Origin of the sequence: Iodobacter sp. BJB302 (assembly GCF_002735645.1) — a bacterium.
GTDB lineage: Bacteria > Pseudomonadota > Gammaproteobacteria > Burkholderiales > Chitinibacteraceae > Iodobacter.
Genome location: NZ_PDZG01000010.1, coordinates 33322 through 51463, shown reverse-complemented (window position 1 = coordinate 51463; position 18142 = coordinate 33322). Strand labels below are relative to the sequence as shown.

Sequence of the window (18142 nt, the reverse complement as noted above, 5' to 3'; positions counted from 1 at the left end):
GCCCCTCTTTTAAAGCGGCTTAAAGCTTTATAAAGCCTTTACGCCGCATTCAATCCCCCTTGTCCGCACTGCATTTTTGCCCCTCGCCGTTAATTGTAAAGTCGATTAAAAGACCCATCCCCGCCTGGCGCTGAAAATAGCGTCATGAATACTCCAGCCCCCCTCCATATTTTTAAGCCCGGCCGTCAAACCGCAATGAGCGGGGTGACGCTGGATTTTACTGACGCAGATTTAGCAGCGTGTGCCGCTGCATACGATCCGGCGCTGCATGAAGCGCCGATTGTGATTGGGCATCCCAAGCATGATGCACCGGCCTATGGCTGGGTAAAGTCGCTTAGCACTAATGCTGACGGCCTGATGGGTGAGCCGCATCAGATGGATGTGAGCTTTGTCGAGATGGTGAAATCGGGTCGGCTCAAAAAAATCTCTGGCTCTTTTTACACCCCGGATGCTCCGGCCAACCCGGTGCCTGGCGTTTACTACCTGCGCCATGTCGGATTCCTGGGGGCGATGCCCCCAGCGATTAAAGGGCTAAAGCAGGTCGAATTTGCCGAAGCAGAAGAAGGCGTCGTTGAATTTGGCGAGCTGCCCGCCGGTGCCGTATCTCGGATTTTCCGTGGCCTGCGTGAGTGGATGATTGACAAATTTGGCTTGGCTGAGGCCAACAAAGCCCTGTCGTCATGGGATGTGGACTGGATACAGGAACAAGCAGCCCAGCCCGAACCTGAAGTTTCCCCCGCTTTTTCCGAACCTGACCCCGTTACCAAGGAGCTTACTGTGACCCCAGAACAAGCCGCTGCTCTCGAAGCAGAAAACACCAAGCTCAAAGGGCTGGTGGCCTTCGCCGAAGCAGAAAAGAAAAAGCTGCTGGCAGACCAGCGCCATGACGATCACGCCAGTTTTGCCGAGGGGCTGATCGCCGACGGCACGCTGGCCCCTAAACACAAAGAAACCGTGGTTGCGCTGCTGGATTTTGCTGACGGCGAGCAAGTGCTGGAATTTGGCGAAGGCGCTGCAAAGCAAGCCTTGCCAACGGCGCTGAAAGGTTTCCTCTCCGAGCTGCCCAGGGTAGTGGAGTTTGGCGAGCACGCCACCAAGGGCAAAGCTTCTGCGGCAGACGCTGGGGGTGTCGTGGATTACGGTGAAAACGCAGATCCAGAGCGTGTTCAGCTGGATCAAAAAATTCGTTCACATATGCGTGAGCATTCAGTGGATTACGCCACTGCGGCAAATGCAGTTATTAAATAAGGAGTAGGTCATGGGACGTTTATCTAATCTGCGCGTTGTTGATCCGGTTTTATCGCAACTGGCGCTGGGCTATAGCAATTTGGAATATGTGGGCGAGCTGCTGATGCCAACGGTTGAAGTGCAAAAGGAAGGCGGCAAGATCCCTAAGTTTGGGAAAGAAGCTTTCAAAATCTACAACACCGAGCGGGCCTTACGCGCTAAATCCAACCGCATTAATCCAGAGGGCTTGGCTGGTATTGATGTGGTATTGGATGAGCACGATCTGGAATACCCGATTGATTATCGTGAAGAGCAAGAAAGCGCCTTTCCGCTGCAATCTAACGCCACTTTTGTGGCCACGGAAGGGATTGATCTGCGCCGCGAAAAAATGATCGCAGATCTGGCGCAAAACCCAGCCAACTATGCCGCCAGTAATAAGATTGTGCTGTCGGGTAACAGCCGTTTTACCGATAAAGCGAACTCTGATCCGATTGGGGTGATTGAAGCGGGCAAGGAAGCCATTCGCGCCAAAATTGGCCGCTACCCCAATACCATGATCATTGGTGCCTCAAGCCAGTCGGTATTAAAAAACCACCCACAGCTGTTGGACCGCATCAAGTATTCCATGAAAGGTATTGTGACTGCCGATCTGATGCGCGACATCTTTGAGATCGAAAACATCGCTGTTGGTAAAGCGGTTTACGCCAACGACCAGGATGTGTTTGCGGATCTCTGGCAGGACAACATTATTCTTGCTTATGTGCCGGGCAAACGCGCTGGCCAGAATCGCACCCCTTACGAGCCAGCCTTTGGCTACACCATCCGCAAAAACAAGCCGATCGTGGATACCCGCACCGAAGACGGCAAGGTTGAGATTGTCCGCTGCACCAATATTTTCCGGCCCTTTATTGTGGGCGCGGAAGCGGGCTATCTGATCTCAGATACTAACGCCTAAGGGGTGCTGAAATGATCGAACGTTTTCTCGTGAAAGACTCACCCATTTTGCACAATGGGGAGCGTTATGAACCAGGCGATAAAATTGAAATGAGCATGAAAGAAGCATTCAGCTTGCGTGCTTTTTTAGAGCCTGATCCGAGCTGGGAGCCAGAACCAGTGCCAGAGGCCGTCATCACCCCTCCGGCCATTATCGAAACCCCACCTCCGGCAACGGATAGTTTGCCTGCCGATGCTGCCCCAGATGCAGAATCGACAGCGGCAAACAAAAAAGGAGCTAAAGCATGAAAACAGCACAGCCTCTAGGCATTACTTCCATCCTTGCTGTGGTCAACTTACCCCGTTTCCGGTTTGTCGATTTCGGTGGTGGTCTGTGTACAGCTAACTCAAAAGCGCTGGGGGTAACGGATAGCGAAGCAGATGCGGGCCAATATGGAGCGCTGGTTTTTTCCGGGATCGCCTTGGTTGAATGCGCAGGGGCAATTAATCGGGGAGTATCGGTCACGTCCGATGCCACCGGCAAGGCTGTCACCGCCAGCATGTTCACTGCCACATCACCTGCAGGAGGTACGGCAGTGACATCGACCAGTGCTGCACCAGCCATGACGCTGGCAGGCGGCGTATTGCCGCAGGCTATTAATGGCTATGCACTGGATGCCGGTGTGGCGGGTGACATCATCCGCGTACTGGTGATCTGAGCCATGCGCTACTGCACCCTGGCTGACCTGCAGCTGGCCATCCCACTACAAACGCTGATTGCGCTGAGTAATGATGCGCAGCCAGATCTGAGCTACGGCGGCACATCCACGCCGCCGCAGCTGGTGATGGAAGTGGTTGAAGACAGGGTGCGGCAAGCGGAAGAGGTCGTGGATGCGCATCTGCGTGGCCGCTATACCTTGCCGCTGCTGCCCGTACCCACTGTCATTAAAGACCTTGCCATTAAATTGGCCCGCCATGAGCTGTATGCCCGGCGGCCTGAGGGCGGCGATTTGCCCGATGCCGTAGTGCGTACTTACAAAGCATCAATGCTCATGCTGGAGCATATCCGGGACGGCAAACTCACTATCGGTATTCCGCTGACGGGTGAAGCCGCGCCTGAAGCGGGGGAAATGAAAGTGCGTACATCAGAGCGCCGGTTTAATAAAAAACTATTGGATAGCTACTAATGGCCAGCACCGTTGAAATTTTGGATGCTGTTTTACAGCGCTTACAGTTAAAGCTGCCCCAGCTGGCCAGTGAGTACTTCCCTGAAAGCCCAAAGAACTATCGGCTTAACCATCCAACCGGCGCACTGCTGCTGAGCTATATCAGCAGCCAGTTTGACGAGACGATCGACACGCATTTTATTGCCCAGCCTCGCACCATTAAATTGTCGATCACAGTGGTGGTGCGCCAGCTCAATGGCCGTGGTGGCGTGATTGAAGTGCTGGATTTAGCTCGCCGTGCTGTGGTGGGATTTAAGCCCCCAGATTGCAAAAAAATACGGGCCGTCAGTGAAAAATTTTTAGGCCAAAACGCCGACCTTTGGCAATACGCATTAGATATATCCACCAGCGGCATATTGGTGGAAGACGAAGAAGTTGGAACAGAGCACCCGCTCACTGTTGTGAATTACGAGGAGGCACCATGAAATACATCTACAAAGGCCCAAGCTCTGGTGTCACTCTGCGTGATGGCGAGGCTGAAACAGAAGTCATGCTGCATGATGGCGCGGAAGTGGATCTGCCTGCAGAGCATGAATATACCAAAACCCTAGAAGCACTGGGACACCTCACTGCGGTGATTGAAAAACCGGCCAAGGCCAGCAAGACCGCCGCTGCTGCAGAAGGAGTTTGATCATGCCTGCAAACTATTTACACGGTGTAGAAACCCTTGAATTAGAACGCGGCCCGCGCCCAGTCACAACAGTTAAAAGCGCAGTGATTGGGCTGATCGGCACCGCCCCAATTGGGCCTGTAAATGTCACAACGCTGAGCCTGTCTGAAAAAGACGGCGCGGCATTTGGCCCGCAGTTGCCAGGCTTTACTATCCCGCAGGCGCTGGATGCCATTTATGATTTTGGCGCTGGCACCGTGCTGATCATTAATGTGCTCGACCCTGCAGTGCATAAAACCAATATCACTGCTGAGTCAGTTGCGCTGGATGCCAGCACTGGCAGCGGTAAAACCAGCAAGCCTGCTTTATTAAATGCCACGGTTAAAAGCGGGGACAATGTCACTACCTATGTGGCAGGCACTGATTACTCAATCGATCTGATCTGCGGCGTGATTACCCGGATTAAAACCGGCGCAATTCCTGCCTCGCCACCACCACTTAAAGTCACTTATGACTATGCCGACCCGACTAAAGTCACGTCTGCAGACATCATTGGTGCAGTCAACGGCGCAGGCCAGCGCATCGGTATGAAGGCACTGAAAGATACCTATAATCTGTTCGGCTTCTTTGCCAAAATCCTGATCGCACCAGCGTTTTGCACGCAAAACTCAGTGTCAGCCGAGCTGATTGCAATGGCGGATCAGCTGGATGCCATCGCCTATATTGATGCACCGATCGGCACCACATTTGCCCAAGCCCTGGCTGGCCGTGGCCCTGCCGGTACGATCAACTTCAACACATCCAGCGATCGCGTCCGGCTTTGCTACCCACACGTTAAAGTATACGACACGGTGCTAAAAGCCGAACGGCTGGAACCGTTGTCCGCTCGCGCTGCTGGTCTGCGTGCCAAAGTGGATCTGGATCATGGCTTTTGGTGGTCCAGCTCTAATCAGGAGCTGCTAGGCATTACCGGCGTAGAGCGTCAGCTTTCAGCCATGATTGACGACCCCAGTTCCGAAGTGAATATGCTCAATGAAGTGGGCATTACCACGGTATTTAATAGCTACGGCACCGGCCTGCGCTTGTGGGGCAATCGCAGCGCGGCATTTCCTACAGTGACCCACATGCGTAATTTTGAAAACGTGCGCCGCACTGGTGACATGCTGAACGAAAGCATGCGCTATTTTTCACTGCAGTATATGGATATGCCGCTCAATCAGGCGCTGATCGACAGCCTGGTTGATTCTGCCAATGCCTATGGCCGCAAGTTGATTGGTGACGGGGCACTAATCGGATTTAAAGCCTGGTTTGATCCGGCCCGTAATCCGCAAACCGAGCTGGCTGCCGGGCATTTACTCATCAGCTACAAATACACCCCACCGCCACCGATGGAACGGCTGACATTTGAAACCGAGATCACTTCGGAATACCTGCTCACATTAAAAGGAGCTAAATAATGTCCAGGATCGAAATTAACCGGATTACCAACGCCAATATCTATGTGAATGGCAATTCACTGCTGGGTAAGGCGGAAGAAATCAAACTGCCAGATGTGACCGCCATTATGCAAGAGCATAAGGCGCTGGGTATGGTGGGCAAGATTGAGCTGCCCGCAGGGTTTGAAAAGCTGGAGGGCGAGATTAAATGGAACTCGCTCTATGCCGATGTAGCCAAAATTATGGCCAACCCGTTTAAAACCGTACAGCTGCAATGCCGCTCGAATGTGGAAAACTACAACAGCCAAGGGCGCGTGCAGCAAGTTGCCCTGGTCACATTCTTAACCGTCAGCTTTAAAAAGAACCCGCTGGGCACGTATAAACAGCACGACAACGCCGAATTTCCTGCTAGTTTTTCAGCGACGTATATCAAACAGGTGCTGGATGGGGAAGAAATCCTGGAGCTGGATTATATGGCCAATATTTTCCGCGTAAATGGGGAGGATATGCTGGACGAGTATCGGCAGAATATTGGCGGGTAGCACTGATTCACTTGAATATTTAAGCCCACTTCGGTGGGCTTTTTTGTTGGGTTTTGTGGTTAAAACAAGCTTAATGATGCTGATAATATTGTTCTTAGAAGGCGGCAATTTTTTTAAACAGGTATGATATAAACATCCAATGTTTTTATAAAAGAATCGGAGTTGTTCATGCCAGAGCTAGTTGCTGATTGCCCTCGCTGTAAGTCAAAAAAAATCACCTTCGATCTTACTCAAGAGAATTATCTTGGACAAAGTTTTAACTGGCAGTTTCATTATGAAGCTTTTTGTATTTGCAGAAATTGTAATAAGTCTACTGTGTTTGTCTTGGCTCAGAAAGAAGCTAAAGATACACTCAATATTTCCAAATACGGCCTTCTAAAAATTACTAATGCAGTTAATCATTATATGATTGTTAAAGATTTTATTAGCCTCAAAGATACTGCCGCTATTGCTCCACCTGAACATATCCCGAAAGACATTGAAGCCGCTTTCAATGAAGGTGCGAAGTGCTTAGCCATCGGTTGTTATAATGCTGCGGCCACGATGTTTAGACTTTGTATTGATATTGGAACGAAAGACCTTTTACCTGAAGATCATGTAGATGGACTAAATAGCAAAATTCGTCGAAATCTTGGTTTGAGATTGCCATGGCTTTTTGATAGCAAACGGCTGGATGAATCACTACGTGATCTTTCTATGGCGGTCAAAGAGGATGGAAATGATGGTGCTCATGAGGGAACACTGTCTGAACACGACGCGGAAGATATTGTAGATTTCACAATCGCACTTCTTAATCGTATATATACAGAGCCAGAACGTCTTCGTATTGCTACAGAGCGAAGAAAGACTCGTAGGGCGGAATAAAATCAAGTGCTGTAGGTTGGGCTAAAGCTCTATCAGCCCAACATTGCCATATCCCTCAGCATGTTGGGCTGGTAAATCACTAGCCCAACCTACCGTGCTTGGCAATGATTTCAAAAGTTAAGGTATAGAATTTTTTATCTTACGTATATCGGAGATTCATATTTTGAATAACAAAGCCTCAGCTCGTTTTGCCGCATTGATTTCTGAAGCCAACACCATTGAAGAGCAAAAAAGCCACAGCTCTGGGCAGTTTTCAAATGGCTGGGTGATTGATAGTGATGTGTTTCTTGGGTGGAAGGTGAAGGTAAAGAACTTATTATCTAATGCGTGTGGCCAAGATTCTCAACACTTTATACAGTTTACTACCTCTGAAAAAACACATGGGATAGGAGATGGTAATTATGTAATACTCAAAAGACTGCGAGCGATCTTAATCGCAGCACAAGAGGATTTTGATGGTGGCTACCTCATTCCAATGCGCCTACTTGTTCACGCTGAAGTTTTTGATAACGAGCTAGAGCAAGCCAAAGAGCTACTCAATTGTGGATTTACCACCGCAGCTGCTGTAATCGCAGGTACTGTGTTAGAAACAGCAATAAGAGATTTATGTACGCGCAATGACATTCCTGTTAACACTAAAGATAAACTTAATAAGCTAAATGAAGATCTTGCAAGAAAAGGTGTTTACAACAGCAATACGCAAAAACAAATTACTGCATGGGCGGGTATAAGAAATAGTGCAGCACATGGTGATAGTGCTGACTACGACAAACAAGCAGTAGTTAATATGATTCAAAACGTAGAGAGTTTTCTCGATACAAAATTTTAAAAGTCCTGGTTACAGTCATTTTTAGCTAGAGTTCACGGCTCAGCCGCGTAATGGTTGGGTTTTTTTATTACCTAAGTCATCGTGTCATTATGTCTAAGCATAACAAGCAATATATTGATCAATTTGAAAAACAACTGCGTGAACGATTTGAAGCTTTAATCACAACGATGCAGGGCCAAAAATGGCAAGATCCCGGACCATGTTTGGATGAAGAAGAAAGAGCAGCAAAGCCTGATATGCGCCTGATAAATGCCAGCAATATACGTATACAAGTTGATGACCTGACCACCATTCTTAAAGAAATTAAAATTTCTCTGGGAAAGTAATAATGTGATAGCCCACCTCGGTGGGCTTTCCTTTTCTAAACTGCATTAACTGACTCCTGCTCCCGCCTCCCGCAAAATCCTTTGTGTTTAGTTCTGCCATCACTTTGGCCAATTCACTCACATAAAGGGCATCCCATGAAAATTACGCTGAAGTTCCCATTTACCACCGCTGCTGGCGTTCGCATTGATTCGCTGGATTTGCCACGCCCTAAGCGTGCCGATTTAAAAGCGGCGCAAAAATTTAGCAGCGATCCGGTTGATCAGGAAGATTTTCTGTTTAGCCGCCTGACAGGGCTGGTGGTGGAAGATCTGGATCAGCTGGATGTGGCGGACAGCAAGGTGCTTTCCGATGCCTTTCAGTCCATGGCGAGTGGCGGAGAAATCACTCAGGCCGCTGGACGAGATCCTGCTGCTGGTACTACGGCTACAGCCGTCTGAAATTGACGCACTGGAAATGGATGATTATTTTTTCTGGGTTGAGGCTGCAGAGCGTGAAATAAAGCGCCGTAGTCAAAACTAAGCGGGTGGCGGCATGGCAGATTTATCGATTGGCATCAGGATTGGGGCAGCGCTGGCGGGATCATTTTCCTCAGCATTTGCTGGTGCGCGGGGCACGCTTGGCCAGATGGGGCAAGTGGCCGATCAACTCCGCGCACGGCATGCCCGCCTGGGTGAGGCCATGGCCCGTGCCGCCAGCCATCCAGCCCGCAACGTAGACGCTTTGCGCCGCCAGTATGAGCGCCTCGGCCAAACATTAGAGCAGTTGCGCATCCGGCAAGAGCGGCTGGCAGCCAGTATGGCGCGGGGTGCGGCGCTGACTGAACAGCGCTCTGAGCTGCGTGGCCAAGCGATGGAGACGGTCGGCACAGCCGTGGCCATTGGTATGCCGGTGGCTAAATCTGTGAAAGTTGCGGCAAATTTTCAGGACCAGATGCGCGATATCGCCATTACCGGCGAATTCAGCAAGAAAGAAGAGGCCCAGCTTGGCAATACCGTGCGAGTGGCCGCCGGACAGTGGAATCAGTTTCAGGATGAGATTGGCCGGGGCATGGGTGTGTTGGTGGCAGGTGGCATTCAGAGCGCTAAATCATTAGAAGTCTATGCGCCGGTGATGGCAAAAGCGGCCACAGCCACGCGGGCCAGCATGGATGACTTGGGGCGTGTAGCGCTGGCGCTGAAAGACAATTTAAAAGTAGGCGAAGCGGGGTTTGAGGGCGCGTTGAATATGCTGGCCTATGCCGGTAAGCGCGGCCAGTTTGAGATCCGCGATATGGCCAAATGGTTGCCAGCACTCACCCCTTCATTTGAAGCGCTGGGAGTGACGGGCAAAGAAGCCGTGGCTGAAATCGGCGCGTCATTGCAAATCGCCCGCAAGGGGGCTGGAACCAATGACGAAGCAGCAAATAACTTCCGCAACTTTCTGCAGAAGATTACTTCCCCGGATACGCTAAAAGATTTTGAAAAAGCTGGGATTAATTTAAAAAGCAGCATGACTAACTTGCGGGCCGCTGGATTAACCCCGGTGCAATCCATGCTGGAGTTAATTACGCAGTACATGCAAACCAAAGGGCCAAAGGCAACGGGGGAGCTACAAAAAGCGCTGGGCATTAAAGACGATGCCGAGCGCAAAGCTGCTCTCGATCGCCTGTCAGAGGCCTATAAACTGGGTGAGTTGTTTCAGGATATGCAGGCAATGGCATTTATTCGTCCTGCGATCGCCAACCAGGGCGAGATGAAGGACATCAAGCAAGGCTCTATCAAAGCGGAGGGGAAAGATCTGCTGGGTGTGGATTATACAAAGCGGATGGAAACGGCGACGGAGCAATTCAGGGCTTTCAAAATTGGTTTAACTGATATCGGTTTAACGATCGGGAATGTGCTTTTACCTCCGCTGACCGAGTTATTGAATGATATTAAACCCACGATTAAAGCGTTTGGCGAATGGGCCAAGACACACCCTGGCATCATCAAAGGCGCAATTGGTTTGGTTGGTGCTTTGCTGGCTGGGAAGCTGGCTATCATTGGCCTGAAATACGGCATCAACTTGCTGCTGTCTCCCTTCAATGCACTGGGGACGGTTTGGCATACATTGGCTTCTAAATGGACACTCCTTCGCGCTTTACTGCTTAGCGGCGGCTCGCGCCTTTCCAGCTTTTTCCAAATGTTCGGCATGGGCGCGGCGCGGGCCAATGCGTTTGTGGCCACTTTGGGCAGAATGGGTAGCTGGATCGCTTCTGCATTTACCCGAATTGGCCCTTTTTTCTTACGCTTCGTGGGTATGGCCCGATCGCTTGCCGGTGTTTTAGCCGGGCGATTAGTGAGCGGCATCATGATGGCAGGCCGTGCTGTGCTGTGGCTGGGGCGGGCTTTAATGCTGAACCCAATCGGGCTGGCGATTACGGCCATTGCTGTTGGTGCATATTTAATCTACCGCTATTGGGACAAGATTAAACCGTGGTTTGCCAATCTTTGGGCCGGTGTAAAAGGGATTTTTACGAGCAGCTGGGAATGGATGAAGGGGATTACTGCCGAGTTTACCAATTTTGGGTCACATATTATTGATGGACTCATTAATGGTATTAAATCTAAATTCAGTGCGGCAAAAGATACGATCGTGGAATTCGGCCAGAATTTAAAAGGCTGGTTTGCCGACACCCTGGGCATCCAGTCTCCATCACGGGTTTTTCTGGGTTTTGGCGACAATATCGCCCAGGGTGCTGCGTTGGGTATTGGCCGCTCTGCTGCACTGGCCACTCGCGCCGTGGCCACAATGGCTCAGGCCAGCGCCACGGCATGGGGTAAGCCAGAATTAGCAGCGCCTTTTGTGGATGTGGCCAACCGTGTGGCTAGTGTGGTGCCTCGTGCATCTGGCAATGAACAAGGGCCAAATGCATCTGGGGGTATGACCGTTCACTTTTCCCCGCAAATCACAGTGCAAGGCGGTGATCCTGCTGCAGTGCAAGGCCAGGTAAACCAAGCGTTGCAAGCCTCTTATCCAGAGTTTGAAAGGATGATGAAGCGGTACGAGGCCAATAGGAAACGTGGCAGCTATGAGGGGAACGCTTAATGTTTGCGATTCTCGGCGAGGTGGAATTCGATCTGATTACCTATTTTGACGGGTTGGAAATCAGCTACGGCGCAGACTATGCCGAGCACGCACTGATTGGCCGCAAGCCACGGCTGCAGCATGTAGGCGATAAGCTGGACGAGATCAAAATTGATCTGGTTTTTCATGCCAGTTATTGCAAGCCAGAGGCCGAGCTGCTGCGCCTGCGTAAGGCGATCACCGCGCATGAGCCGATGTCATTTGTGCTGGGCAATGGTGATTACAAAGGCCGCTTTGTGATTACTGATGCCACGGCCACAGGCCGCCAGACCGACAAATCGGGCAGCATGATCGCGCTGGAGGCCCAATTATCCCTGCGTGAATATACCGGCGAAGATGCCAAGCCCCGCCCGCTGGCCATTGTCAGCGGCAGCAGCCCGCTGCCGCTGCAGGCCCAGCTCAATAAATTAGCAGAGCCTGGCGTAGTGGCTGCTATTCCTGCAGTTAGCCCATTATCACAAGCCATCTCAATGGCAAAAGGTGCATTGAATACAGCCAGCCAGGCACTGACGGCCGTCGCTGCAGTGCGCCAATTGGCTAAATCAGATCCTGTCTCTGCGCTGGCGCGTTTGCCAGGGGTGAGCGCCACGGTAGGTGGTGCTTTGCCGGGGCTGGGGGCCGTAGCGGAACAAATGGGCGGGCTAAAAAATATTGCCATTGTGGCCAGCGATGCTGCGCAAACCGTGCAGCGCGTACTGCGGGTACGCGGCGAGATGAGCAGCATCACGCAGAATATGGCCAGCGCAAATGCGGGTAATTTGCTCTCCGTTTTAACCTCTGCAAACGGGGCCATTCAGCGGGTAGATAGCGAGATCCGGGGCGCAACTCTGCCGCTGGCCCGGATGACTGCGGCTGCGGTGACCAGGCAGGTAGCAGGATGAACCTCACCCACATCACCACAGACGGCGATCGCTGGGATTTATTAGCCTGGCGCTACTACCGCGATATATCGCGCATCCCCTTACTGATTGATGCCAACCCACATATGGCCATTAGCGAAGTGCTGCCCAGCGGGCAAACCGTACTGATCCCGATTATTGAAGAAGAGGTTTCAACCGAGGATCTGCCGCCGTGGAAACGCTAAACACCCCTGCATTTGAGCTGAACTATAACGGCCGCAATATCACGCGAGAGCTGAGCCAGTACGCGACCTCCATCACGTACACCGATAATTTAAGCGGCGAGGCTGATGGGCTGGATATTGAACTGGAAGACACAGACGGCCGCTGGCTAAACAGCTGGTACCCGGAAAAAGGGGCGGAGTTGTCTTATCGATTTGGCTATCTGCAGCAGGCACTGATCAGCGCAGGCCGCTTTGATATTGATGAGCTGGAGCTGTCTGGCCCGCCCTCCGTAGTGCGAATTCGTGCTCTTGCTGCAGGAGCGCAAAAAGCACTGCGTACCCGCAAGGGCAAAGATTATGAGGCTACAACGCTGGCCGATATCGCGGCACAGATCGCTAAAGCTCACAATATGACGCTGGTGGGCAAAATCGAACCGCTGCAGATTGATAGGGCCACGCAATACAAAGAAGGCGACCTCGCGTTTTTACACCGAATCGCCCGGCAGTATGGCTACGCCTTTAAAGTGACTGAAAACTCCACCCGCCTGGTGTTCTGGAAAAGCGCCGACCTGCACCAGCAAAAGCCGGTGCGCACTTTCTCTCCCAAAGATTTATCGGGCTGGAGCTTCACAGATAAAGTGTCTGACGTGCCTGCAGGCGTGGAGGTATCCCACCACAATGCCAAAAGTAAAAAGCAGGTAATTTATGAGACAAAAGATGGCGAAACGGCGGTGGTTGGCGCATCCACATCGGGCAAGAGCAGCAGCGCTGACACGGTTAAAATCACCCGCCGCGCCCCCACAGCGGCATCTGCAGAGGTACAGGCCAAGGCCGCTTTGGATCAGCGCTTGATCGAACGCACCACTGGCAACATCAATTTGCCGGGTGATCCGGGGCTGGCGGCTGGGGTGACTGTTGAACTGGCGGGGTTCGGCCAGCTATCCGGGATTTACACCATCAGCAAAGCCGTTCACAGCATCAGCCGGGGCGAAGGCTACACCACTGCATTGGAAGTCAAACGCGGTGCATCATCAAAGGGTGCCAAGGGGGCTAAAACACCCGGATTGGGCATCTATGGCTTGAAAAATGGCAAAGCACAAGTGATGGATTACTCGACAGTAAAGGCTAAAAAACATGGATGAGACCTTTGAGGAAAGCGGCGTCACCCTTAAGTTTGGCGTTGTACTCGCCAGCAAGCCAGGATTTGCGCGGGTTAGCCTGCCGGATACCGACAATCTGCGCACGATGTGGCTGCCGATCGCATATCCAAAAACCCAAGATGATGAATGCTACTGGACGTATGACTCCGGCGAGCATGTGGCGCTGCTGCTTGATGCTCAGGGCGAAGACGGGGTGATTATCGGGGCGATTTTTTCTGATGCGGATACCCCGCCAGTGACCGACCCGAATAAATTCGGTATCAGGTTTAAAGACGGGGCCATGCTTGAATACGACCGAGCCACCCACACGCTGAGCGTTACCGGCGTATCAAAAGTCATTGTGGAAGCCAGCACGACCATCGTATTAAAGGCCGATAGCAAAGTGACAATCGACTCGCCAGATGCAGAATTTACCGGAAAACTAAAAGTGAATGGCTTACTCACTTATCTCGGTGGGCTGGAAGGCGGCGGTGGTGACGGTTCTAAATTTACTGGCCGTGTTGACGTGGATGGAGATGTTCATGCCACTGGCTCTATTATTGATGTGGCGGGTAATTCCAATCACCATTCCCATACGTAAACCTTAAACCGCTTTAATATCCCTTCCCCCTGCATAGCGCCATCATGGCGCTATGACTCAGCTCAAAGACATCTCCTCCCAGCACTGGCAGACCGCTTTAGGCGGTGATGGCATCGTTGAAAATATCGACGATATCCATCAAGCCATTGCGATCATTCTGCGTACCCCGCAGGGAGCAGACCCATTGCGGCCAGAATTCGGCAGCAAACTCCATGACTATATCGATTACCCCATCCATCGCGCCCGCCCGCATGTAGTACGTGAAAGCGTGGAAGCCATTGCCCGCTGGGAACCTCGCGTTTCTGTTGAGCGTGTGTCGTTTGAGCTGGGCGAGCCTGGGCAGGCAATGATCAAAGTGTTCTGGCGTTTGCCCGATGGGTTTACTGATCAAACGGCGGTATCTCTATGACAAGCCTGCCCAAAGTAATCGACGATGACAGCCAGGCCATTACGGCTGAGTTGATTGCTGCTTATGAAGCGATGACGGGTAAAACGCTTTTCCCTGGGCAGGTGGAGCGGCTGTTTATTGATTTGATTGCATACCGTGAAACTCTATTACGTAGTTCGATCAATGATGCGGCTCGGCAAAATCTGGTGGCGTTTGCCCGTGGCCCGATGCTGGATTATTTGGGGGAACTGGTGGGGGTAAGCCGGTTGCCTGCTCAGCCTGCCCAAACCATCGTAAGAATCACTTTTGCCGCGCCTTTGGCTGCTGTGTTGCTGATCCCCGCTGAAACGCGGGTGCAAACCGCTGCAGGACTGCAGTTTTATTCACTCAGTGAGGTGATGCTGCCGCTGGCCAGTACCTATGCCGATCTTGCTGTGGCCGCTGTTGAATTGGGCACAGGAGGAAATGGGTACTTAGCAGGGCAAGTAAATGTGCTGCTTGACCCTATTGGTGTAGCGGTCAGCAGTGTGGCCAATTTGGTGGTGACTTCGGGCGGCGCAGAAATCGAGAGCGATGATCGTCTGCGCGAAAGTATTAAGTTGGCCCCGGAAGTATTTAGTGTTGCGGGCAGCAAGTTGGCGTACCGCCAGCATGCGATGCGGGCGCACCAGGATATTGTTGAGGTCGCCGTCACTTCACCCATTCCGGGTGAAATCCGCTTGTATCCATTACTCAAATCTGGCCAGCCCTCTGCGGCCATTCTGGCTGCTGTAACGGGCAAATGCTCGAATGAGAAGGTGCGGCCGCTCTCCGATTCAGTGCAAACGCTTTCACCCGTTGAGCGCACGTACACGCTCTCTGCTCAGCTGACTCTATATAGCTATGCAGATGCAGTGGCCACATTGGCGGCCGCGCAAAAACAAGCGGCACTGTTTGTGGCCACGCAGTCTGCAGCACTGGGCCGGGATATTGTGCCGACCCAAATTGTGGGCGTTTTATCTGTTTCTGGTGTTTATCAAGTGACTTTGCTTGCGCCTGCTGCGCTGTTGTCAGTGGGTGAGGCCGAGTGGGCGCATTGCACCAGCATCAGCGTAGTGCTGGCGGGGGTGAGCGATGGCTAATGCAACTCCGCCAGTCCTGGCGCTCGATCCGCGTTTTGGCCCGCTGGCCCAGCTCTCTGAGCGGCTGACTGGCCTCGATATTTCCCGTGTTTTAGTTAATTTGGTTGATCTGGCCGAGCCATCAGTGCTGCCGTTTTTGGCCGATCAATTCCACGTTATGGGGCACCACGGCTGGGGCGCAGCGGCTGATGATGAAGCACGCAGAGCACTGATTAAATCCGCTATCGAATTACATCGCTACAAAGGCACGCCCTGGGCCGTCAAGCAGGCGCTGACGACTGTGGGGCTGGAGCATTTCACGCTGATTGAGCACCCCGCCGGTGCCCACTGGGCCGAGTTTGATCTGGAAATCAGCGTCATCGATCGCCCGCTCACTGAAGCGGTCGATCAGCAAATCACGCAGATGATTGAGATGTACAAACCGCAACGCTCCCATCTGCGGCGGCTGCAGGTATCTGTTGGCTCTGTCGAGATGATTCACGCTGCCTGCCTGCTGTTCTCTGGCGATATCGTGACAGTCCAGCCGTATAAAAATACCGAATTCCCAATCGCCACCGCGATGCGCTGTATCGGCATTGGCATGCATGTTTCTGAAATAACCACTATTTATCCGAGGATGTCATGAGCTACAACACGCTACTGACCGCGCTGGGCGCAGCGGAAATGATTTCGGCGCAAGCCACGGGCACGCTGGTGCCATTTACGCATCTGGCTCTGGGCGATGGCAATGGCGCAGCGATCACGCCGGTTGAATCCATGACGGCGCTAACCCATGAAGTGCATCGGGTGGCGATTACCTCTGTCACGCCCGACGCTGAAAACCCTAACTGGCTGGTGATTGAAGCGGTGGTGCCGACTACTGTGGGCGGCTGGACGATTCGTGAAGTTGGTTTGATTGGTGGCAATGCCGCAGGTAATAAGCTGCTGGCCGTGGGCAATTTCCCTGACACGTACAAGCCGCTGCTCGCGCAAGGTTCGGCGCGAGATATGCTGCTGCGGATGATTATTCAGCTTGGCAATGCATCAGTAGTGCAGCTGACGATCGACCCCAGCGTGGCGGTGGTCACGGCGCAATCACTCATCAACGCGATCAATGCCCATGAGCTAAAGCCAGATCCTCACTCGCAATATTTAACTCAGCCAGAGGGCGATCAGCGCTACCGGCAAAAGTCTGAAGTGATTGAGGCGACGGACATGTGGCTTACTGCCGATGCCACACCTCGCTTGCCAGCTGAGGGCGAGCTGCGGATTTACAGCATGCTGGGCCTCAATAAAATCACGCTGGATTCACGCACAGCTACCCCCAATAAATTGGTGATGGCCATTGCACAGATCGGCGGCACGCCAACGGTTGAGTCTGTGGACGGCGTGCAGGTTAATTTCCCCGTCACTTATAACAACGTTGCGCTGAACTACTGCCGTTTGGTGAATAACGCCATTCCACAGGGAATTTGGAACGGGGTTACGTACGGCCGCCGCACGTATTTGGGTTATGTGTCTGCAGACAGCGGCTTTGGTGCGGCCTGCGGGGCCATTGTGATGGGTAATGTTTCTGTGCTGCTGACCATGGTTTCGGATGGGATGCTGATGCAGGCCTATGCGGCAGATACCAAAACGCTGGGTACCGCGCTTAAAGTGTCGCAAATCCAGGATGAAGCCAACGCCAGGCCGCAGCTCATTGTGGGTTTGTTTCAGCTGGATGCCACACGGTTTTTGTTTATTGGCTCTATTCATTCGGTGGTGGTGACGCTGACAGGGCTAACGCTCACAATCGGAGCGATCGCCACAGTGGGCGTGGTTGGCGCTGAATATTATCGTGCCGCCGGGCTATTGTCCGGCGCTACATTTTTAATTACGGGCCTGGGGAACGCAGTAGTTAAAGCCCGCACGCTGTCTGTTTCTGGCAATACGATCACGGTAAATGCTGCAGCGCAAACCTCTTACCCATCGGGTAATAGTCAGCATAGGCTGGTCATTTTTAGCCCGACATCGGCCATATTTGGCACAGATCAAGGGGTGTGGGCACTGTCTGTGAGCGGTGTGACGGTGACAATGGGTGCAACAGTCACCGCTCTGGCGGGGTGTACTAATCAAGTCCTCATTGGCGGAATTACAGCAAATACGGCACTGGTGTGGGGCTACGATACCGCCGCGCCTACTTCGTATAAATTAGCCGTGGCCACTGTGACTGGCACGGCGGTGGCGTTGGGTACCGCTGTTTCCGTTGCAGAAAACACCGGCTCCTTGCCAGTACCGCCACCCTCTGTCCCATACCCAGAGAATTATCACGCGGCAAACCGTTTAATTCGTTTGACCCCCACCAGCTTTGCACTGGCTCAAGCCAAGCTGCGGCATGTCAGCATATCCGGTGCCACTGTCACGGTAAGTGATGCGGTGAACCCCACGGCATCAGCAAGCAATATCACTAAATTGCCCGATGGCACGCTGCTTCTTTCTGATAACAGCTCAACGCCTGGCGTGAAGACTTTTACGGCAACGGGTGGCGTGATCACGCTTGGCCCCGTACTGTTTCCGACTCCTACACCCAAACTCTCCGGCCACAGCCTCGCTGATTTTGCTGAGAAAAAGCTGCTGGGCAATGTTTATTACGACTACCCGCTGGTGGGCGGGAGCAGCAGTACCACGATCAACACTATTTTTTCTCTGCCTGGCCCGGCGTCGATTCTGTTAGGCGACGGCAATAGCTTTATTTTCCGTGATAAATACTGAG

Annotated in this window: 22 protein-coding genes; all 22 read left to right on the top strand. The window is 52.4% G+C overall.

Annotated features, from left to right (window positions below; genetic code table 11):
• The first annotated feature begins 144 nt into the window (after positions 1–144).
• A complete protein-coding gene (locus tag CSQ88_RS05130; protein WP_099397029.1) occupies positions 145–1248 on the top strand; it encodes a peptidase in 1104 nt (367 codons plus the stop codon).
• A gap of 10 nt (positions 1249–1258) precedes the next feature.
• Positions 1259–2182 carry a hypothetical protein gene (locus CSQ88_RS05125; RefSeq protein WP_099397028.1) on the top strand — a complete coding sequence of 308 codons (924 nt, stop codon included), beginning with the start codon at positions 1259–1261 and terminating at the stop codon, positions 2180–2182.
• Positions 2183–2193: 11 nt separating this feature from the next.
• Positions 2194–2469 (top strand): hypothetical protein, encoded by a 276-nt coding sequence (locus CSQ88_RS05120; protein WP_099397027.1) that lies wholly within the window; start codon positions 2194–2196, stop codon positions 2467–2469.
• Positions 2466–2879: a capsid cement protein gene (locus CSQ88_RS05115; protein WP_099397026.1), complete on the top strand. Its 414-nt coding sequence runs from the start codon at positions 2466–2468 to the stop codon at positions 2877–2879. The genes CSQ88_RS05120 and CSQ88_RS05115 overlap by 4 nt, the downstream gene beginning before the upstream one ends.
• A 3-nt stretch (positions 2880–2882) precedes the next feature.
• Entirely contained in the window at positions 2883–3347 is a 465-nt protein-coding gene (locus tag CSQ88_RS05110) for a gp436 family protein (protein ID WP_099397025.1), read from the top strand.
• Positions 3347–3811 (top strand): Gp37 family protein, encoded by a 465-nt coding sequence (locus CSQ88_RS05105; RefSeq protein WP_099397024.1) that lies wholly within the window; start codon positions 3347–3349, stop codon positions 3809–3811. The genes CSQ88_RS05110 and CSQ88_RS05105 overlap by 1 nt, the downstream gene beginning before the upstream one ends.
• Positions 3808–4017: a hypothetical protein gene (locus tag CSQ88_RS05100; RefSeq protein WP_099397023.1), complete on the top strand. Its 210-nt coding sequence runs from the start codon at positions 3808–3810 to the stop codon at positions 4015–4017. The genes CSQ88_RS05105 and CSQ88_RS05100 overlap by 4 nt, the downstream gene beginning before the upstream one ends.
• A gap of 2 nt (positions 4018–4019) precedes the next feature.
• Positions 4020–5453: a phage tail sheath subtilisin-like domain-containing protein gene (locus CSQ88_RS05095; protein ID WP_099397022.1), complete on the top strand. Its 1434-nt coding sequence runs from the start codon at positions 4020–4022 to the stop codon at positions 5451–5453.
• Positions 5453–5974, top strand: coding sequence for a phage major tail tube protein (locus tag CSQ88_RS05090; RefSeq protein WP_257212466.1), 522 nt, complete (start codon positions 5453–5455; stop codon positions 5972–5974). Before CSQ88_RS05095 ends, CSQ88_RS05090 begins: the two co-directional genes overlap by 1 nt.
• Before the next feature lie 168 nt (positions 5975–6142).
• Positions 6143–6838, top strand: coding sequence for a DUF4145 domain-containing protein (locus CSQ88_RS05085; RefSeq protein WP_099397020.1), 696 nt, complete (start codon positions 6143–6145; stop codon positions 6836–6838).
• 163 nt (positions 6839–7001) lie between these two features.
• A complete protein-coding gene (locus CSQ88_RS05080; protein WP_143449415.1) occupies positions 7002–7667 on the top strand; it encodes a DUF4145 domain-containing protein in 666 nt (221 codons plus the stop codon).
• Positions 7668–7756: 89 nt separating this feature from the next.
• Positions 7757–7993, top strand: coding sequence for a hypothetical protein (locus CSQ88_RS05075; RefSeq protein WP_143449414.1), 237 nt, complete (start codon positions 7757–7759; stop codon positions 7991–7993).
• A 135-nt stretch (positions 7994–8128) separates the two neighbouring features.
• Complete coding sequence (locus tag CSQ88_RS05070; protein WP_099397018.1) at positions 8129–8431, top strand: phage tail assembly protein; 303 nt, start codon at positions 8129–8131, stop codon at positions 8429–8431.
• Between the two features lie 94 nt (positions 8432–8525).
• On the top strand, positions 8526–11060 hold the full coding sequence (locus CSQ88_RS05065) for a phage tail tape measure protein (protein ID WP_099397017.1): 2535 nt from the start codon (positions 8526–8528) through the stop codon (positions 11058–11060).
• Entirely contained in the window at positions 11060–11980 is a 921-nt protein-coding gene (locus CSQ88_RS05060; RefSeq protein WP_099397016.1) for a phage tail protein, read from the top strand. Before CSQ88_RS05065 ends, CSQ88_RS05060 begins: the two co-directional genes overlap by 1 nt.
• Positions 11977–12183: a tail protein X gene (locus CSQ88_RS05055; protein WP_099397015.1), complete on the top strand. Its 207-nt coding sequence runs from the start codon at positions 11977–11979 to the stop codon at positions 12181–12183. Before CSQ88_RS05060 ends, CSQ88_RS05055 begins: the two co-directional genes overlap by 4 nt.
• The gene (locus CSQ88_RS05050) at positions 12171–13304 is read left to right on the top strand and encodes a phage late control D family protein (RefSeq protein WP_099397014.1); all 1134 of its coding nucleotides are present in this window, start codon (positions 12171–12173) and stop codon (positions 13302–13304) included. The genes CSQ88_RS05055 and CSQ88_RS05050 overlap by 13 nt, the downstream gene beginning before the upstream one ends.
• A complete protein-coding gene (locus tag CSQ88_RS05045; RefSeq protein WP_099397013.1) occupies positions 13297–13902 on the top strand; it encodes a phage baseplate assembly protein V in 606 nt (201 codons plus the stop codon). Before CSQ88_RS05050 ends, CSQ88_RS05045 begins: the two co-directional genes overlap by 8 nt.
• A gap of 52 nt (positions 13903–13954) precedes the next feature.
• Positions 13955–14311 (top strand): GPW/gp25 family protein, encoded by a 357-nt coding sequence (locus CSQ88_RS05040; RefSeq protein ID WP_099397012.1) that lies wholly within the window; start codon positions 13955–13957, stop codon positions 14309–14311.
• A complete protein-coding gene (locus tag CSQ88_RS05035; RefSeq protein ID WP_099397011.1) occupies positions 14308–15411 on the top strand; it encodes a baseplate J/gp47 family protein in 1104 nt (367 codons plus the stop codon). The genes CSQ88_RS05040 and CSQ88_RS05035 overlap by 4 nt, the downstream gene beginning before the upstream one ends.
• Complete coding sequence (locus tag CSQ88_RS22910; RefSeq protein WP_099397010.1) at positions 15404–16036, top strand: phage tail protein; 633 nt, start codon at positions 15404–15406, stop codon at positions 16034–16036. Before CSQ88_RS05035 ends, CSQ88_RS22910 begins: the two co-directional genes overlap by 8 nt.
• Positions 16033–18141, top strand: a complete 2109-nt coding sequence (locus CSQ88_RS05025; RefSeq protein WP_099397009.1) for a phage tail protein — start codon at positions 16033–16035, stop codon at positions 18139–18141. The genes CSQ88_RS22910 and CSQ88_RS05025 overlap by 4 nt, the downstream gene beginning before the upstream one ends.
• Position 18142 lies beyond the last annotated feature (1 nt).

Bases quoted from the DNA above. Each gene is read 5' to 3' on its own strand.
- CSQ88_RS05130 (WP_099397029.1), top strand. From the start codon at position 145: ATGAATACTCCAGCCCCCCTCCATATTTTTAAGCCCGGCCGTCAAACC.
- CSQ88_RS05125 (WP_099397028.1), top strand. From the start codon at position 1,259: ATGGGACGTTTATCTAATCTGCGCGTTGTTGATCCGGTTTTATCGCAA.
- CSQ88_RS05120 (WP_099397027.1), top strand. From the start codon at position 2,194: ATGATCGAACGTTTTCTCGTGAAAGACTCACCCATTTTGCACAATGGG.
- CSQ88_RS05115 (WP_099397026.1), top strand. From the start codon at position 2,466: ATGAAAACAGCACAGCCTCTAGGCATTACTTCCATCCTTGCTGTGGTC.
- CSQ88_RS05110 (WP_099397025.1), top strand. From the start codon at position 2,883: ATGCGCTACTGCACCCTGGCTGACCTGCAGCTGGCCATCCCACTACAA.
- CSQ88_RS05105 (WP_099397024.1), top strand. From the start codon at position 3,347: ATGGCCAGCACCGTTGAAATTTTGGATGCTGTTTTACAGCGCTTACAG.
- CSQ88_RS05100 (WP_099397023.1), top strand. From the start codon at position 3,808: ATGAAATACATCTACAAAGGCCCAAGCTCTGGTGTCACTCTGCGTGAT.
- CSQ88_RS05095 (WP_099397022.1), top strand. From the start codon at position 4,020: ATGCCTGCAAACTATTTACACGGTGTAGAAACCCTTGAATTAGAACGC.
- CSQ88_RS05090 (WP_257212466.1), top strand. From the start codon at position 5,453: ATGTCCAGGATCGAAATTAACCGGATTACCAACGCCAATATCTATGTG.
- CSQ88_RS05085 (WP_099397020.1), top strand. From the start codon at position 6,143: ATGCCAGAGCTAGTTGCTGATTGCCCTCGCTGTAAGTCAAAAAAAATC.
- CSQ88_RS05075 (WP_143449414.1), top strand. From the start codon at position 7,757: ATGTCTAAGCATAACAAGCAATATATTGATCAATTTGAAAAACAACTG.
- CSQ88_RS05070 (WP_099397018.1), top strand. From the start codon at position 8,129: ATGAAAATTACGCTGAAGTTCCCATTTACCACCGCTGCTGGCGTTCGC.
- CSQ88_RS05065 (WP_099397017.1), top strand. From the start codon at position 8,526: ATGGCAGATTTATCGATTGGCATCAGGATTGGGGCAGCGCTGGCGGGA.
- CSQ88_RS05060 (WP_099397016.1), top strand. From the start codon at position 11,060: ATGTTTGCGATTCTCGGCGAGGTGGAATTCGATCTGATTACCTATTTT.
- CSQ88_RS05055 (WP_099397015.1), top strand. From the start codon at position 11,977: ATGAACCTCACCCACATCACCACAGACGGCGATCGCTGGGATTTATTA.
- CSQ88_RS05045 (WP_099397013.1), top strand. From the start codon at position 13,297: ATGGATGAGACCTTTGAGGAAAGCGGCGTCACCCTTAAGTTTGGCGTT.
- CSQ88_RS05040 (WP_099397012.1), top strand. From the start codon at position 13,955: ATGACTCAGCTCAAAGACATCTCCTCCCAGCACTGGCAGACCGCTTTA.
- CSQ88_RS05035 (WP_099397011.1), top strand. From the start codon at position 14,308: ATGACAAGCCTGCCCAAAGTAATCGACGATGACAGCCAGGCCATTACG.
- CSQ88_RS22910 (WP_099397010.1), top strand. From the start codon at position 15,404: ATGGCTAATGCAACTCCGCCAGTCCTGGCGCTCGATCCGCGTTTTGGC.
- CSQ88_RS05025 (WP_099397009.1), top strand. From the start codon at position 16,033: ATGAGCTACAACACGCTACTGACCGCGCTGGGCGCAGCGGAAATGATT.